Source organism: Pseudomonas carassii (genome assembly GCF_036324045.1).
In the GTDB taxonomy this organism is placed as follows: Bacteria; Pseudomonadota; Gammaproteobacteria; order Pseudomonadales; family Pseudomonadaceae; genus Aquipseudomonas; species Aquipseudomonas peradeniyensis.
In genome coordinates this window covers 21,492-36,366 of record NZ_JAZDCT010000041.1, presented here as the reverse complement: position 1 = coordinate 36,366, position 14,875 = coordinate 21,492, and the positions used below count along the sequence as shown (strand labels likewise).

Genomic DNA, 14,875 nt, shown 5'->3' with positions numbered 1-14,875 from the left:
GATGGAAACCCGAGCTCATCATGTCCTGATCGGCCTGGTCACCGTGCTGGTGGTGGCCGGCGCCATGCTGTTCGGCCTGTGGCTGACCAAGTCCAGCGTCGACGACGCCTTCAAGGACTACGAAGTGGTGTTCAACGAGGCGGTCTCCGGCCTGTCCCGCGGCAGCCCGGTGCAATACAACGGCATCAAGGTCGGAGACGTCAGCAGCCTGCGCCTGGACCCGAAGGACCCGCGCCGGGTGCTGGCACGGGTGCGCCTGAACGGCGACACGCCGGTCAAGGAAGACACCCAGGCCAAGCTGACCCTGGCCGGGGTGACCGGCAACGCGTTCATCCAGCTTAGCGGCGGCACCCCGCAGAGCCCCGAACTCAAGGGCAAGGACGGCAAGCTGCCGGTGATCGTCGCCTCGCCCTCGCCGATCTCGCGCCTGCTCAACGACAGCAGCGACCTGGTGACCAACATCAACCTGCTGCTGCACAACGCCAACCTGATGTTCTCCGAAAGCAACATCGAGCGCCTGAGCAACACCCTGGCCAACCTGGAGCAGACCACCGGCGCCTTCGCCAGCCAGAAGGGCGGCATCGCCGATGCCATCGAGCAACTGGCCCAGGTCGGCAAGCAGGCCAACGCCACCCTGGCCGAGACCCAGGCGCTGATGCGCAACGCCAACGGCCTGCTCGGCACCCAGGGCAAGCAGGCCATCGGCAGCGCCGAGCAGGCCATGCAGTCGCTGGCCGAAAGCACCGCCACCATCAACAACCTGCTGCAGGACAACCGCCAGTCCCTGGACGACGGTGCCCAGGGCCTGAACCAGATCGCCCCGGCGATCCGCGAACTGCGTGAGACCCTCAACTCGCTCAAGGGCATCTCCCGGCGTCTGGAAGCCGACCCCAGCGGCTACCTGCTGGGCCGCGACAACAACAAGGAGTTCCAGCCATGATCCCGTCGCTGCGCCTGGCCTTCGCCGCCGCCACGCTGAGCCTGGTTTCGGCCTGTTCGATCCTGCCGCAGAGCGAGCCTGTGGATATCTACCGCCTGCCGGTGAACCAGTCGGCCCGCGCCGCCGCGCCGCTGGACTGGTCGCTGCGCCTGAACAAGCCGCTGGCCAGCGAAGCCCTGGCCGGACCGCGCATTGCGGTGATCCCCCAGGGTGACGTGATCAGCAGCTACAAGGGCGCACGTTGGAGCGACCCGACGCCGATGCTGGTGCGCAACCGTCTGCTCGACGGTTTCCAGCGCGATGGCCGGGTGCAGCGCCTGAGCGCCGATGACAGCAACCTGCAGGCTGACTACGAGCTGGGCGGCGAGCTACAGGCCTTCCAGAGCGAATACCGCCCGGGCGGGGCGGTGGAGGTGGTGATCCGCTACGACGCGCGGCTGGTGCAGGGCCGCAGTCAGCGCATCCTCGCGAGTAAACGCTTCGAGGTGCGCCAGGCGCTGGGCGAACAGCAGGTGCCGGCGGTGGTCGCCGGTTTCGGCGCGGCCAGCGATCAGCTGGCGCGCCAGGTGATCGACTGGACCGTCAGCCAGGCTCAGGCGAAGAACCAGTAGCAGACGAAAATCGCCGCGATCACCCCGGCCAGCTCGGCCAGCAGGGCGCAGCCGACGGCGTGGCGCACGCGCTGGATGCCCACCGCGCCGAAGTACACCGCCAGCACGTAGAAGGTGGTCTCGGTGCTGCCCTGGATGGTCGCCGCCACCAGCGCCGGGAAGCTGTCCACGCCTTGGGTCTGCATGGTCTCGATCAGCATGGCCCGCGCCGCGCTGCCGGAGAACGGCTTGACCAGCGCGGTGGGCAGGCCCTCGACGAAGCGGGTGTCCAGGCCCATCCAGGTCACCGCGTGGCGAATGCCGTCCAGGGCCAGCTCCAGGGCGCCCGAGGCGCGCAGCACGCCAACTGCGACCAGCATCGCAACCAGGTAGGGCAACAGGCTCTTGGCCACGTCGAAGCCCTCTTTGGCGCCCTCGACGAAGGCCTCGTATACCTGAACCCTTCGTAACGCGCCGATCACCAGGAACAGCATGATCACGCCGAACAGCGTCAGGTTGCCGAGGATCGACGACAGGCTGGCCAACGCGGCCGCCGACAGCGTGCCGAGGAAGGCCATGAAACCGCCCAGCAGCAGGGCGCCGGGGATCAGGTAGGCGAGCACCACCGGGTCCCACAGGCGCAGGCGCTGCATCACCGCCACCGACAGCAGGCCGACCAGGGTCGAACAGCTGGTGGCCAGCAGGATCGGCAGGAACACCATGGTCGGATCGGGCGCGCCTTGCTGGGCGCGGTACATGAAGATGGTCACCGGCAGCAGGGTCAGCGACGAGGCGTTGAGCACCAGGAACAGGATCTGCGCGTTGCTTGCCGTGGTGCTGCTGGGATTGAGCTCCTGCAGCGAGCGCATGGCCTTCAGGCCGATGGGCGTGGCGGCGTTGTCCAGGCCCAGGCCGTTAGCGGCGAAGTTCATGGTGATCAGGCCCAGGGCAGGGTGGCCGGGCGGCACTTCCGGCATCAGCCGGGCGAACAGCGGGCCGAGGACCTTGGCCAGCCATTCGACGATGCCGGCCTTCTCGGCGATCTTGAGGAAGCCCAGCCACAGGGTCAGGGTACCGAACAGCAGGACCATGACCTCCACCGACAGCTTGGCCATGGCGAAGATGCTCTCGACCATCGCGGCGAAGATGCCGGCGTTGCCGCCCACCAGCCATTGGGCCAGGGCGGAGATGGCCGCCACCAGGAAAAAGCCGAGCCAGAGGCCGTTGAGCATCCGTGTGTTCCCCCGTGAAAAATGCCCGAATGATAGCGCATGCCGGTGCCTGGCTGGAGGCCGCGCACCTGTAGGAGCGGCCTTGTGTCGCGATGGGGCGCGTAGCGGCCCCAGGATCTCAGCGCCAAGGCAGAAATAGCTGGGGCCGCTCCTACAGGTCCCTATGCGAATGCAAGAATGCAAAAAGCCCCGACAAGTCGGGGCTCTTCGCTCAGCTCAGTGGCTTACTGGTTGACGGTCTTGCCCGCCACCACAGCCTCTTTCTTGCCTTTTTCCAGCACCAGCGACTGGTAGTACGCCGCGCCTTTCTCGGCGTCGTACATGCCCTGCCACTTGGCGATGACCACTGCGGCCAGGGCGTTGCCCACCACGTTCAGCGCGGTACGGGCCATGTCCATGATGCGGTCGACACCGGCGATGAAGGCCAGGCCTTCCAGCGGAATGCCCACGCTGCCCAGGGTGGCCAGCAGTACCACGAAGGACACGCCCGGCACGCCGGCGATACCCTTGGAGGTGACCATCAGGGTCAGTACCAGCAGCAGTTGCTGGCTCCAGGACAGGTCGATGCCGTACAGCTGGGCGATGAAGATCGCCGCGATGCTCTGGTACAGGGTCGAACCGTCGAGGTTGAACGAGTAGCCGGTCGGTACCACGAACGAGCAGATCGACTTCGGCGCGCCGTACTTCTCCATCTTCTCGATCACGCGCGGCAGCACGGTCTCGGAGCTGGAGGTGGAGTAGGCGAGGATCAGCTCGTCCTTCATGATGCGCATGATCTTGATGATCGAGAAGCCGAACACGCGCGCCACCAGGCCCAGCACCATGAAGGCGAAGAAGGCGATGGCGAAGTACACCAGCAGCACCAGCTTGGCCAGCGGCAGCAGGGAAGCGAAGCCGAAGTTGGCGACGGTGGCGGCGATCAGGGCGAACACGCCGATCGGGGCGTAGTTCATGATCATGTGGGTGACCTTGAACATGGTCTCCGACACGCCCTGGAAGGTACGTACCAGCGGCTCGCGCAGGTCGGCGTTGAGGCTCGACAGGCCCATGCCGAACATCACCGAGAAGAAGATGATCGGCAGCATCTCGCCACGCATCAGCGCCGCGAAGATGTTCGACGGGATCAGGTTGAGCAGGGTCTCGATGAACGCGTGCTCATGCTGCACCTCGGCCGCGGTGGCCTGGTACTTGGAGATGTCGACGGTGCCCAGGGTGCTCATGTCGATGCCGGCGCCCGGGTGGAACACGTTGGCCAGGACCAGGCCGACGACGATGGCGATGGTGGTCACCACCTCGAAGTAGATGATGGTCTTCAGGCCGATGCTGCCCAGTTTCTTCGCGTCGCCAACCCCGGCGATGCCCACGATCAGCGACGAAATCACGATCGGGACGACGATCATCTTGATCAGGCGAATGAAGATGTCGCCGGCCGGCTGGAGGACGTTGCTGATCCACCATGCCTTTTCTGCACTGAAATGATTCAGCAGCGCGCCGACTGCAACGCCCAGCAACAGACCAATCACGATCTGCCAGGCGAGGCTCAGTTTTGCCTTCTTCATGTCATTACCCTTTGTTGTAGTGGTCACGGGCACCGGCCGAAAAGGCGTATTCCAGAGCGGCTTAAAGCCATTCCGGTTGCACCTGGTCAGTCCGGCGTCCCACTGTAAGGACACCGCGAGCGAACATTGCTGGCGCTCGGGCCGAGGAAAAAGGCGGCAACTATTGCGACGTGGGGAGGGGCAGTCTAATGCCGGAAACGACTACCCTATGCCGAATCGGCATGAGACCAGAAGCCAAAATCGGGCATCGCCAAGCCCTTGATTTTCAACGTTCGGATTTCCGAACAAGACCAAAGTGCCATTTTTAGGCCGATTTGACGGTTGGACAGAAAGGTGTGAAGTGGCGTGTTCGACAATCCGAATGGCTGAAATGCCACGCGAGCTGACCTGTCGGACAGCTAAAAAAATTTCGATATACGGTAGCGACAAAATGTGTCTGAAGTAAAAAGTCGCTCGTATTAAAGGAATGAGTCTTACAGGCGCTTCGGAAGCCAGATCGGTCACATCGTCCTGTTCGGACCCAACCGACCTGCAACTTCCGATGCCACCCTCTCCTGACCCGGCCCATGACGGAGGCACTCCCTGTACCCCTAGGCCACTGCGACCCTGCAACAGTCAGAGCGGCCCGGCCCCCTGGTCATGCGCCGCCCCTCCTCGGGGCGGCGCATCATAGAAGCCTGAAAGATAAAAAGGTTCAGCTTCTATCTAGTGCGCGATCGCTGGTCAGTACCAGTTCGGGTCACGCTTGAGCTGCTCCTGCAGCAAGGCCTTCATGCCATCGTCCGGCTTGCCCAGCCAACGGTAGTCGGCATGGCGGGTGGGCGACTTGTCGGCGGGCAGGCCTTCGGGCACTTCCACGAGCATGCCGTAGGCGTCCTCCTTGTCCCAACTGAAGGCCACGATCAGGCGCTTGTAGGTGCAGTTGCCTTCGGACTCGCACAACGGTCCGACCAGGTACTGGTCACCGTCCTCGGTCACTGCCGACATCTGCTGCGCCGAACTGCCGCTCAGGTTGATCACCCACTCGGGCAGGCGCTCTTCGTGCTTGATGGTCTTTTGCCAGGTTTCCCGGTACTCGGGATCCGAGCCGAGCAACTGGTTGGCCCGAACCTGGCCGTCATTGGCCGCCAGCGCCGTCGCGCCGCTGCCCAGCAGCAGCGCGACGACAAAGGCCTTGGGGAGCATCCTGCTCATGGTCATCAACCTCTGCCGCGGCCGAAGAAGAAGGAGGCGACGAACAGCACCAGGAAGACAATGAACAGGATCTTCGCGATACCGGTCGCGGCGCCAGCGATGCCGCCAAAGCCCAGAACCGCGGCGATGATGGCGATGATCAGGAAGGTGATTGCCCAACTAAGCATGATGTTTCTCCTTTTCTTGTGCGAAATCGGTCGATGGCGTCAGAACACCCAACGCTCCTCGGGCTGGACGCGCTCGAGCACAGCAGGCGCATTGTCGGCACTGGGCAGCGGCTCGGCGGCCTTGACCAGGGTGGTGGCATGGGTTGCCCGCATTTGCGTCAACAGCGCGGTCTGCACCGCCACCTGCTCGGCCAGCCGGGCGGTCTGCCAGCTGTGGTAGAAGAGGCCTGCCGCCAGGGTGAGCAGCAGGGCCATGCCGAGGAACAACAGCTGGTGCAGGGGGACTACAACGCTCTGCGTACGATTGTCTTGGGGGCGATTCATGCCGGCTCCTCCTGCTGTGCTTGTTATCCATTCTGCAAAGGTCATTGCAGCCTGCATGCCAGCCTTCTCAAACTGAATAAATCCTTTTAAATCAGATAGATATGAAATACCCCCATCTTGCCGGGGGACGTATCCTGCACGATGCCCCGCAATCGGGTCGTGCGTTTTGCACGACCCAGCCCTCGGCCAGGCGATAGCGATGCCTCGAATCCAGCCCCTGGGATCGGAATAGCAGCCAATTGCCAGCGATCAACTTCATATTTATCAGACACTTAGCCATCATTAGGGCATGCAGCTAGCATGCATGGAGCGGAATCAATCAGAATCGACCATGCAACTTGCCCGATTTTTCCGACACTAATTGAGATCAATCCCAAAGGAGCGCAGGAAATGGAATCAGCCCAGGACAACCAAGGCCGCATTCTGCTGGTGGACGACGAGTCCGCCATCCTGCGCACATTCCGCTATTGCCTCGAGGACGAGGGCTACAGCGTGGCCACCGCCAACAGCGCCGCCCAGGCCGAGGCCCTGTTGCAGCGCCAGGTGTTCGACCTGTGTTTCCTCGACCTGCGCCTGGGCGAGGACAATGGCCTGGACGTGCTGGCGCAGATGCGTATCCAGGCACCGTGGATGCGGGTGGTGATCGTCACCGCCCATTCGGCCATCGACACCGCGGTGGATGCTATCCAGGCCGGCGCCGCCGACTACCTGGTCAAGCCCTGCAGCCCCGACCAGCTGCGCCTGGCCACCGCCAAGCAGCTGGAGGTGCGGCAACTGTCGGCGCGCCTGGAGGCCCTCGAAGGCGAGGTGCGCAAACCCAAGGACGGCCTTGACTCCCATAGCCCGGCGATGATGGCGGTGCTGGAAACCGCGCGCCAGGTGGCGACCACCGACGCCAACATCCTCATCCTCGGCGAGTCGGGTACCGGCAAGGGCGAGCTGGCCCGTGCCATCCATGGCTGGAGCAAGCGGGCGCGCAAGGCCTGCGTGACCATCAACTGCCCCTCGCTGAATGCCGAGCTGATGGAGAGCGAGCTGTTCGGCCATACCCGCGGTGCCTTCACCGGCGCCAGCGAAAGCACCCTGGGGCGGGTCAGCCAGGCCGATGGCGGCACGCTGTTTCTCGACGAGATCGGCGATTTTCCGCTGACTTTGCAGCCAAAACTGCTGCGTTTCATCCAGGACAAGGAGTACGAGCGGGTCGGCGACCCAGTCACCCGCCGGGCGGACGTGCGGATCCTCGCGGCCACCAACCTCAACCTCGACGAAATGGTCCGCGAGAACCGCTTCCGTGAAGACCTGCTGTACCGCTTGAACGTCATCACCCTGCACCTGCCGCCGCTGCGCGAGCGCAGCGAGGACATCCTGACCCTGGCCGACCGCTTCCTGGCCCGCTTCGTCAAGGAGTACTCGCGCCCGGCCCGCGGCTTCAGCGACGAAGCCCGAGCCGCGCTGCTCAACTACCGCTGGCCGGGCAATATCCGCGAACTGCGCAACGTGATCGAACGGGCGAGCATCATCTGCCCGCAGGAGCGGGTGGAGATCACCCACCTGGGCATGGCCGAGCAACCCGCCAGCAACGCGCCCAGGGTCGGCGCGGCGCTGAGCCTGGATGAACTGGAACGCGCCCATATCGGCGCGGTGCTGGCCGCCAGCGACACCCTCGACCAGGCGGCCAAGACCCTGGGCATTGACGCCTCCACCCTGTACCGCAAGCGCAAGCAGTACAACCTATGAAATGGCCGATGAAGCTGCGCACGCGGCTATTTCTCAGCATTTCGGCGTTGGTCACGGTAGCGCTGCTGGGCCTGATGCTGGGGCTGTTCAGTGTGCTGCAGATGGCAGCCCTGCAGCAGCGCGTGGTGCAGGACACCACCCACACCCTGGAGCTGGGCCTGAAGCTGCGGCAGAACCTGGGTGAGCAACTGAACCTGATCCTCGACGAGGACACCGCCCCGGCCAGCCTGGTGACCTTGCAGGAACAGTTCCAGGCGCTGCTCAAACAAGGGTTGGAACAAGGTGGCGAGCGCACCGGTTTCAGCAAGGCTGCCAGCAACTACCAGGCGTTCGTCCAGGCCTACCGGCAGAGCCCGGCGCCCGCCCGCAGCATGGGCGTGGATCAACCCCTCGGCGCCGCCTTCAACCAGGTCCGCGCCGACCTGCTGGACTCCCACCGCCAAGCCTTGGATCACATCGCCCGCAGCGAGGAGAAGTCACGCGACCGCGCCCTGCTGATCAGCGGCCTGCTGGGGCTGATGGGCCTCACCGTGCTGGTACTCGGTTTCATTACCGCGCACAACATCGCCCGCCGCTTCGGCCAGCCGATCGAGGCGCTGGCCAAGGCCGCCGACCAGGTCGGCCAGGGCAATTTCGACGTCACCCTGCCGGTGACCCAGGCCACCGAGCTCAACCAGCTGACCCGCCGCTTCGGCCTGATGGCCGATGCCCTGCGCAAGCACCAGGCCACCAACATCGACGAGCTACAGGCCGGCCAGCAACGCTTGCAGGCGGTGCTCGACAGCATCGATGACGGCCTGCTGATCATCGATCGCCAGGGCCGCCTGGAACACCTCAACCCGGTGGCCCAGCGCCAGCTCGGCTGGGACCCGAGCCGGCTCGGCGCAAGCCTGGCCGAGGCCCTGCAGCGCCCTGAGCTGGAAAAGCAGCTGCGCCAGGTGCTGCGCGGCGGCAGCCTGGACAGGCCGCCAGACGACCTGAGCCTGGAGGTGGATGAGGAAACCCGCCTGCTGACCTACAGCCTGACCCCGGTCAGCCACCCCGAGGGGCCGATCCTCGGCGCGGTGATGGTGCTGCACGACGTCACCGAGCAGCGCGCTTTCGAGCGGGTGCGCAGCGAATTCGTGCTGCGCGCCTCCCACGAGTTGCGCACGCCGGTCACCGGCATGCACATGGCGTTCGGCCTGCTGCGCGAGCGGGTCAGCTTCCCGCCAGAAGCGCGCGAGAACGACCTGCTCGAGACCATCGCCGAGGAGATGCAGCGCCTCACCCAGCTGATCAATGACCTGCTCAACTTCTCCCGCTATCAAAGCGGCCTGCAGAAGCTGGAACTGGCCCCCTGTGCCCTCGACGAACTGTTCGAGCGGGCCCAGGCACGCTTTGCCGAACAGGCCTCAGGCAAGCAGATCGAGCTGATACGCGAGCTGGAACCGCCGTTGCCACGCATCCAGGCCGACGTCGCGCAACTCGATCGGGTGCTCGACAATCTGCTGCACAACGCCATCCGCCACACCGGCAGCGGCGGACGCATCCGCCTGCACGCACGGCGCCACGCCGAACGGGTGATCATCAGCGTCGAGGACAACGGCGAAGGCATCGCCTATGGCCAGCAAGGGCGGATCTTCGAGCCGTTCGTGCAGGTCGGGCGCAAGAAGGGCGGGGCCGGCCTGGGCCTGGCGCTGTGCAAAGAGATCGTCCAGCTGCATGGCGGGCGGATGGGGGTGTTCTCGCGACCCGGGCAAGGTACGCAGTTCTACATGGCTTTACCGGTCTGACATCGTTTCTTGGTGGAAGCGGCAGTGCGCCGATGCGACTTGCCCCGCAATGAGGCCGGCCCAGGCAACCCAGCCTCAAGGCTCATCATCGATCCGCCGCCCAGCCACCCGCCGCCCCCGGGTAATCAGCTCGGCAAACTGGCGCGCGTTCAACGGATGGGCGAACAACCAGCCCTGCCCATAGTTGACCCCCTCGCTGTTGAGCAGCTCCGCCTGGTCCTCTGACTCGATGCCCTCGGCGATCACCCGCAGGTGCAGGTCATGGGCCATGCGGATGATGTGCGGCGCCACGCCGCTGCTGGCGGCGTCATGGCCGAGGGCGTCTATGAACGACTTGTCGATCTTCAGGCAGTCCACCGGCAACGTCTGCAAATAGGCCAGGCTGCAGTAGCCGGTGCCGAAGTCATCGATCAACACCTGGTGACCCACGGCGCGCAAGGCCTGCAGGTTGTCCCGCGCCACCACCACGTCGATCAGCCCGCGTTCGGTCACCTCGAAGGCGATCTGCCTGGGCGCCACCCGATGATGGGCCAGCAGCCGCGCCGCCACCCGGCCGATACGCGGCGCCATGACATCGCAGGCCGCCAGGTTCACCGAGATGTACAGCTGGCGATTGGCCCGCAGCAATTGCCCCAGCTGCTCGAGCACCCGCTGCAGGACGAAGTCGGTGATCTGGCGAATCTGCCCGGTGTTCTCCGCCAGGGGAATGAACAGGTCCGGGCTGGTCAGGCTGCCGTCCGGGCGGCGCCAGCGCACCAGCGCCTCGGCCCCGACACAACGGCGGCTGTCCAGCTCGAAGATCGGCTGGTACAGCACCTGCAGTTCGCCCCGGCGCAAGGCTTGCTGCAGCTCCGAGCTCATCGAGCGGCGCTGCAGGATCAGTTGCAGCACCAGCCAGCCGATGCACGCCGCCAGCACCAGGCTGCCGGGGAACAGCAACCAGAGCAGGCCGTTGAGCTTCAGGGGCAGGCTGGCACGGGGAGCGATCAGCACCAGCTGGTAGTCCGGCGACTTGGTGGACATGCGATAGACCAGGCGGTCGGGCAGTTCGATCAGCGACTTGCCCTGCGGCGGCGGCCAATCGGCGATCGGTGGCCAAGCTTGCGCCGGCCCCAGCACCGGGATGGCCCGCGTGCCCCGGTCCAGCACCACCAGCAGGCTGCCGCCCGGGGGCAGGTCGACCACGTCCGTGAGGTGGCCACGGGAGGTCGACACCACGAAGCGGCCCCGACCCAGCATCAGCGCCGCGAGGTTCTCGTTGGGCTCGGTAGTGGTGTTGAGCCAGTAGCTGTAGGTCGGGCCCTGGATATCAGGGCTGCGCAAGGGTTCGATAGTCCGCTCGCCGCCACGGTTCGAACAGGCCAGCGTGCCTTCCACATAGGACGCCTCGTAGATGAACCGCGACTTCAGCGCCACCTGCTGCAGTTGCGCCAGCATCTGCGGGTCGCAGCCGCGTAGGGGTTGCGCCTGAAGCTGGTCCACGCCCTCGCGCAACTGACCGAAGACCTGCTCCAGGCGCTCCAGGAAACGCTCGCCCTGGGCGTTCATCTGCGCGCTTTCGCTCTGCTTCATCTGCTGCAAGGCCACGTTGACGCTGATCGCCAGCAACAGCACGGCACTGGCCAGCGCCGCGAGCGCGGCCAACAGCCAGGGTCGGTGGAAAAATTGACGCACCGAAGCGAGGAGGTCAAACATGCGTGGCATCCAGTTGAATACCAAAGGTATAGCAACTGAATCGGAGCTTGGCGTGGCCGCTGGGCGTGTGAATTGTCAGGATCGGCTCGCACTCCCTGTAGGAGCGGCCTTGTGTCGCGAAAGGGCTGCGCAGCAGCCCCGGCAATCTGCAGTCAGACTCGAGATCCTGGGGCCGCGCTGCGGCCCTTTCGCGACACAAGGCCGCTCCTACAGGACCAAGCTACGCAACCTCACTGCTTGCGGTTGAGCACCTGCAACATCGCCGCGGTCTGGGCATCAGGCACACCATCGAAGCGCTGCGGGCGGAAGCGCATCTGGAAGGCGGCGATCACATGGCGGGTGGCCACATCCAGCTCGCCGGTCTGGTCGATGGCGTAGCCAAAGCGCGCCAGCTGCTGCTGGTACCAGGTGACGCTCGGCGGATTGACCTCGAAATAGGCCCGCTGGCGTGCCACCGAGGCGGCATCCGGCCAGATGCCCAGGCCGGCGTCGGCCAGGCGCTTCCAGGGGAACAGCGGGCCGGGGTCGAGCTTGCGCAACGGCGCGATGTCGCTGTGGCCGATGATGTGGCGCGGGTCGATGTTGTTGCGCTTGACGATGTCCTTGAGCAGCGCGATCAGCGCCTGCACCTGCGCTTCGCTGTACGGGTGCCAGACCCGCCCGGTCGGCGTATCGGTATACCCCTCGTTGACGATCTCGATGCCGATGGAGCTGGAATTGAGCCAGGTGCGCCCCTGCCACTGGCTGTCCCCGGCGTGCCAGGCGCGGCGGTTCTCGTCCACCAGCTGATAGACCGTGGCCGGGCCGTCACCGATCAGGTAGTGACTGCTGACTTCGCCATGGGTCAGCAGGGCGAGGGAACGCTCCAGCGAGGCGTTGGTGTAATGCAGCACGACGAACTGGATACGGCTGTCCTGGTTGGCCGAGGGATGGCTGCGGTCGATGCGCAGGCCACTGGAACAACCTGCCAGGGCCAGCAGGAGCAGGGCAGTGAAGAGTCTTTTCATTGCGGGAATACGTCATCAGGTAAGCGGCAACAGCGCTATAGTATAACGTGCTGACCGCTTGGCGTCAGAGCGCGTTGCATCCGCTCAGCGAATGCACATGACCAGAAACTCCAGTGAGTTGTCGCCACTGGCGCCTTTCATGTCCACCAGTTGCGTCATGACCGTGGCATGCGAGACCTGCGGATTACCAATCACCTTGGCCTGACCATGCATCTGCCGATCATGGCTGCTGGCATCGATTGGCGACACCGAGCAGTAGCCTGGGTCTTGTTGGACGATACGTGGATTGAACATGAGCTTGTACTGGGTGAAGTAATTGGCCTGCGCCTGGCGCTCGACTTCACTGATCCACTGTGGCCACTGACGCAGCACCGTGCCATCGGCACCCACATGCGCGGTAAAGAACTGATCCTTGGCCATTGCACTTGTCTGGAAAACCAGCCCCAGCAGCAGCGGCATGATCAATCGGGTCACTTTCATTCTTCGAACTCCTGTCGTCGGTCTGTTGGCGAGGCGCTGAACAGTCAGCGCTCACCCGTAGTCTCAACGGTCCGGGAGTCAGAGAAGCAGTACTTATTTATGCCTGTTCGACGCGGTTACGGCCATTGTCCTTGGCCCGGTACAACGCCTCGTCCGCGCGCTTGAGCACCTGGTCGCCGCGCTCACCGGAGCGGAAGGCGCTGATGCCAATGGAAGTGGTGATGACCACCCGCTCGCCCTTGAAGTGGAACGGGCAGGCCTCGATGGCCGACCGCAGTGTCTCGGCCACCTGCGCCGCCGCGGGCGGCGAGGTTTGCGGCAGCAGCAGGACGAATTCCTCGCCACCGAAACGGGCGATGAAGTCGCGCCCGCGTAGGCGCTTGCGCAGCTGGTCGGCCACGATCTTCAGCACCTTGTCGCCGGCCAGATGGCCATAACCGTCGTTGATGCGCTTGAAATGGTCGAGGTCGAGGATGGCCATGGCCAGGTGGCCGCCGTTTTCCTGCCAGTCGAGCACCTCGCGCTCGACCTGCTCGCTCCAGGCCGCACGGTTGGGCAGGCCGGTAAGCGGATCGATCATGGCTTTCTGGCGCTGCTCCTCCAGGTGCTCGCGGTAACCGAGGGCCTCCTGCTCCATGCTCGCCACGCGCTCGGCCAGGCCTTGCAGGCGGCTGGCCAGCTCGTGCTCGCGACGGTCGCGCTCGTGCTGGTGATCGTCCATGGTCACCAGCAGGCCCTCGAGACGGTTCTCCAGGATGTGCTTGAGGCTGTCGACATCGGCGGCGCCCTGCACGCTGCTTTGCAGGCCATCGACCTGCTCGCGCAGCTGGCTGTCCAGCTCGCGGGCGGCGGAACTGTTGTCGGCGTGGCCGGCGCTGGCTTCGTGCAGATGGCTCTGAAAGGTCTCCAAGCGCTCGTTGAGCTGTTGCAGGTAGGCTTCGAACTCATGCTGGCCACTGTCGGTGATCGCCAGCATTAGCACGGCCAGGTCATCCAGGACCGGAATCAACTCGTACCAGTTCAGCCCTCGTGAAACCCGCTCGCGCATCTCCAGGGCCTGGGCCTTGTGGCGCTCTGGCAGGCTGAGGTCATCGAGCAGGCCGATCAGGGTCTGCTCGATATGCGCGGCGACCTGGCTGTACGGTGGCTCGACCGCGTCGGGGAGGGCATAAGGGCCATCTTCACCGATAACCTCATCTGCCGCAGGTTCCAGCTCATCCGGTACGGGTTGCAAGTCCTCGACAAGCGCCACTGGCTCAGCAATCGCTACGTCAACGGGCTCCGCCTCAGCTTGAGGTTCGGCTTTCGGTTCGACAACGAGCACTGGCGTGGTTTCAACCAACGCAGGACCGGGCAGTTCAATTTCGGGCTCGGGTTCGGGCAATGCGGAAGACGCGGCGTACTCCTGCGCAGGCTCAGGCGTGACAGGCGGCACAGGTGCCAGGGCATGCAGTTCGTCGGCATCCCTGGGCTGCGCCTCAGGCGCGATGACGGGAGCCTCCTGCGCCACAGGTACAGGTACTGCGACTGCCACAGGCGCAGGCACCAGCTCGCCCGCGGCCTCGTCACGGCCACCGAACAGGCGCTGCAGGAATCCAGGGCGGGCCTCATCCTCGGGCTTTTGCACCGCGCTCAGGGCGCGCCCCTGCAAGCCGCTGAGCTCGCCCAGCAAGGGCGGCAGCTCGCGGGACTGGCTGACCCCACCGTCAAGCTTCTTCGCCAGCTTTTTCAGCGGCCGCGACACCTCGCCCGGCAACGGCAGAGTCTGCAGTTGGGTAACCAGTGCAGTCAGCGCCTCGCTGACCTGGTTCATGCGGGTCTCACGACGCTGCTCGGAGTCGAGCACGGCTTTTTCCAGGCGTGGAATCAACCCGGCGAGGCCGGCGTCCATGTTGTCGCTGCGGATGACCTCGCGCATTTCCTTCATGCACTGGTCAACGATCTTGTCGCTACCTTCAGCCGCCAGGGTGCTGCGCACCAGGCCACGACGCAGCAGGTCGAGGCGGGCTTCCCAGCGCCGCTCGAGCTTTTCCTGCTGCTCGATGCTCTTGAGGTATTTTTCTTTCCAGCGCTCGGCTTCTTCGGTCATGCCTGGATCCGCAACGGGTAATGGCATCTAGTCCTGCAATCACTGGATTTCGGCGGAAAAGCCCAACACTTGAGTGCCGGATTCGC

At 64.7% G+C, this 14,875-nt stretch carries 13 protein-coding genes; 4 read left to right on the top strand and 9 right to left on the bottom strand.

What is annotated here, in order from left to right:
- Position 1: 1 nt before the first annotated feature.
- Together V0R62_RS23395 and V0R62_RS23390 are read left to right on the top strand one after the other, a co-directional pair.
- Positions 2-940 (top strand): MlaD family protein, encoded by a 939-nt coding sequence (locus tag V0R62_RS23395; RefSeq protein ID WP_330105412.1) that lies wholly within the window; start codon positions 2-4, stop codon positions 938-940.
- On the top strand, positions 937-1,551 hold the full coding sequence (locus tag V0R62_RS23390; protein ID WP_203649088.1) for an ABC-type transport auxiliary lipoprotein family protein: 615 nt from the start codon (positions 937-939) through the stop codon (positions 1,549-1,551). Before V0R62_RS23395 ends, V0R62_RS23390 begins: the two co-directional genes overlap by 4 nt.
- Here V0R62_RS23390 and V0R62_RS23385 read toward each other — a convergent pair.
- The 5 genes from V0R62_RS23385 to V0R62_RS23365 form a co-directional block, all read right to left on the bottom strand.
- Positions 1,533-2,762 (bottom strand): nucleoside recognition domain-containing protein, encoded by a 1,230-nt coding sequence (locus V0R62_RS23385; RefSeq protein ID WP_110736000.1) that lies wholly within the window; start codon positions 2,760-2,762, stop codon positions 1,533-1,535. The two genes, V0R62_RS23390 and V0R62_RS23385, sit on opposite strands and share 19 nt — an antisense overlap.
- A 224-nt stretch (positions 2,763-2,986) precedes the next feature.
- The gene (gene gltP / locus V0R62_RS23380) at positions 2,987-4,321 is read right to left on the bottom strand and encodes a glutamate/aspartate:proton symporter GltP (RefSeq protein ID WP_050703212.1); all 1,335 of its coding nucleotides are present in this window, start codon (positions 4,319-4,321) and stop codon (positions 2,987-2,989) included.
- Between the two features lie 723 nt (positions 4,322-5,044).
- On the bottom strand, positions 5,045-5,515 hold the full coding sequence (locus tag V0R62_RS23375; protein ID WP_330105411.1) for an inhibitor of vertebrate lysozyme family protein: 471 nt from the start codon (positions 5,513-5,515) through the stop codon (positions 5,045-5,047).
- A gap of 5 nt (positions 5,516-5,520) precedes the next feature.
- A complete protein-coding gene (locus tag V0R62_RS23370; protein ID WP_008092060.1) occupies positions 5,521-5,682 on the bottom strand; it encodes a DUF1328 domain-containing protein in 162 nt (53 codons plus the stop codon).
- Positions 5,683-5,721: 39 nt separating this feature from the next.
- On the bottom strand, positions 5,722-6,006 hold the full coding sequence (locus tag V0R62_RS23365; protein ID WP_330105410.1) for a hypothetical protein: 285 nt from the start codon (positions 6,004-6,006) through the stop codon (positions 5,722-5,724).
- Positions 6,007-6,396: 390 nt separating this feature from the next.
- Here V0R62_RS23365 and algB point away from each other — a divergent pair, with 390 nt between their 5' ends.
- Together algB and V0R62_RS23355 are read left to right on the top strand one after the other, a co-directional pair.
- Positions 6,397-7,743: a sigma-54-dependent response regulator transcription factor AlgB gene (gene algB / locus V0R62_RS23360; protein WP_330105409.1), complete on the top strand. Its 1,347-nt coding sequence runs from the start codon at positions 6,397-6,399 to the stop codon at positions 7,741-7,743.
- Complete coding sequence (locus V0R62_RS23355; protein ID WP_330105408.1) at positions 7,740-9,518, top strand: KinB sensor domain-containing domain; 1,779 nt, start codon at positions 7,740-7,742, stop codon at positions 9,516-9,518. Before algB ends, V0R62_RS23355 begins: the two co-directional genes overlap by 4 nt.
- A gap of 75 nt (positions 9,519-9,593) precedes the next feature.
- Here the strand turns inward: V0R62_RS23355 and V0R62_RS23350 are convergent, their stop codons facing one another.
- The 4 genes from V0R62_RS23350 to V0R62_RS23335 form a co-directional block, all read right to left on the bottom strand.
- Positions 9,594-11,213: an EAL domain-containing protein gene (locus V0R62_RS23350; RefSeq protein ID WP_330105407.1), complete on the bottom strand. Its 1,620-nt coding sequence runs from the start codon at positions 11,211-11,213 to the stop codon at positions 9,594-9,596.
- Between the two features lie 230 nt (positions 11,214-11,443).
- The gene (locus V0R62_RS23345; protein ID WP_330105406.1) at positions 11,444-12,220 is read right to left on the bottom strand and encodes an N-acetylmuramoyl-L-alanine amidase; all 777 of its coding nucleotides are present in this window, start codon (positions 12,218-12,220) and stop codon (positions 11,444-11,446) included.
- 84 nt (positions 12,221-12,304) lie between these two features.
- Positions 12,305-12,700, bottom strand: coding sequence for a hypothetical protein (locus tag V0R62_RS23340; protein ID WP_330105405.1), 396 nt, complete (start codon positions 12,698-12,700; stop codon positions 12,305-12,307).
- Positions 12,701-12,797: 97 nt separating this feature from the next.
- Positions 12,798-14,789: a GGDEF domain-containing protein gene (locus V0R62_RS23335; RefSeq protein WP_330105404.1), complete on the bottom strand. Its 1,992-nt coding sequence runs from the start codon at positions 14,787-14,789 to the stop codon at positions 12,798-12,800.
- Between the last annotated feature and the right edge of the window lie 86 nt (positions 14,790-14,875).

Bases quoted from the DNA above. Each gene is read 5' to 3' on its own strand.
- V0R62_RS23395 (WP_330105412.1), top strand. From the start codon at position 2: ATGGAAACCCGAGCTCATCATGTCCTGATCGGCCTGGTCACCGTGCTG.
- V0R62_RS23390 (WP_203649088.1), top strand. From the start codon at position 937: ATGATCCCGTCGCTGCGCCTGGCCTTCGCCGCCGCCACGCTGAGCCTG.
- V0R62_RS23385 (WP_110736000.1), bottom strand. From the start codon at position 2,762: ATGCTCAACGGCCTCTGGCTCGGCTTTTTCCTGGTGGCGGCCATCTCC.
- gltP (WP_050703212.1), bottom strand. From the start codon at position 4,321: ATGAAGAAGGCAAAACTGAGCCTCGCCTGGCAGATCGTGATTGGTCTG.
- V0R62_RS23375 (WP_330105411.1), bottom strand. From the start codon at position 5,515: ATGAGCAGGATGCTCCCCAAGGCCTTTGTCGTCGCGCTGCTGCTGGGC.
- V0R62_RS23370 (WP_008092060.1), bottom strand. From the start codon at position 5,682: ATGCTTAGTTGGGCAATCACCTTCCTGATCATCGCCATCATCGCCGCG.
- V0R62_RS23365 (WP_330105410.1), bottom strand. From the start codon at position 6,006: ATGAATCGCCCCCAAGACAATCGTACGCAGAGCGTTGTAGTCCCCCTG.
- algB (WP_330105409.1), top strand. From the start codon at position 6,397: ATGGAATCAGCCCAGGACAACCAAGGCCGCATTCTGCTGGTGGACGAC.
- V0R62_RS23355 (WP_330105408.1), top strand. From the start codon at position 7,740: ATGAAATGGCCGATGAAGCTGCGCACGCGGCTATTTCTCAGCATTTCG.
- V0R62_RS23350 (WP_330105407.1), bottom strand. From the start codon at position 11,213: ATGTTTGACCTCCTCGCTTCGGTGCGTCAATTTTTCCACCGACCCTGG.
- V0R62_RS23345 (WP_330105406.1), bottom strand. From the start codon at position 12,220: ATGAAAAGACTCTTCACTGCCCTGCTCCTGCTGGCCCTGGCAGGTTGT.
- V0R62_RS23340 (WP_330105405.1), bottom strand. From the start codon at position 12,700: ATGAAAGTGACCCGATTGATCATGCCGCTGCTGCTGGGGCTGGTTTTC.
- V0R62_RS23335 (WP_330105404.1), bottom strand. From the start codon at position 14,789: ATGACCGAAGAAGCCGAGCGCTGGAAAGAAAAATACCTCAAGAGCATC.